The following is a 641-nucleotide window of genomic DNA, read 5'->3' on the forward strand; positions in this document are numbered from 1 at the left end:
CTGGCAGTGCGCCGCGAGGCAAAAGGGCGATGACAAAGACGGAGCGTCCGGGAAGAAGAAGGATTGGGTGCTCTCACCAGCCCGGCCGGTAAAGGCCGTGGCACTCGACTGGCGCGGAGCTTTCGGGGGAGCGATACCCGGCACGGGCGACGAGCAGACGCCCGTCGACGTTCATCGCCACAACCCCATCGGATGCGGCATCGTGGACGCGGAGCACAGCCTCGGGGACGCTGACATTCCTGCCCCTTGCATCGAAGACCCCGCCGACCCGGTTCTCGACTGGCGACGCCACGACTATGTGCCGCAAGGCTTTGGCCTGCTGCCACCGGTATGGCGACCGCGCCAGCAGTTCACGGGCACCTTCGACGATGCGTGGCTGGAGACAAAGCATCCTCTGTTGCCCGACGACTTCGACTACCGCTTCTACCAATACGCCGCGCCGGGTCTCATTCACGAGGGACGGTTGAACGGCGATGAAGAACTGCAGCTTCTTCACATGCACCCTGACCACGCTCACATCCAGGTTTGGCTGCCCGGCGTGCGCTTGTCCGCCGCCGCGCATTGGAACGATGGAGACGCTGCCACGCTTGAGATGACCCTCGATGGCGTTCACGTGGACATGAACTCCGATCTGGCGTCGG

The 641-nt window shown here is 64.1% G+C and carries 1 protein-coding gene; it reads left to right on the forward strand.

What is annotated here, in order from left to right; genetic code table 11:
- Window positions 1–97: 97 nt before the first annotated feature.
- A partial coding sequence (locus tag ACSFA3_RS23860) for a DUF2169 domain-containing protein (RefSeq protein ID WP_435507884.1) occupies window positions 98–641 on the forward strand: 544 nt, incomplete at its 3' end.

The sequence above is a fragment of the Variovorax glucosi genome (assembly GCF_051216695.1).
In the GTDB taxonomy this organism is placed as follows: Bacteria; Pseudomonadota; Gammaproteobacteria; order Burkholderiales; family Burkholderiaceae_C; genus Variovorax.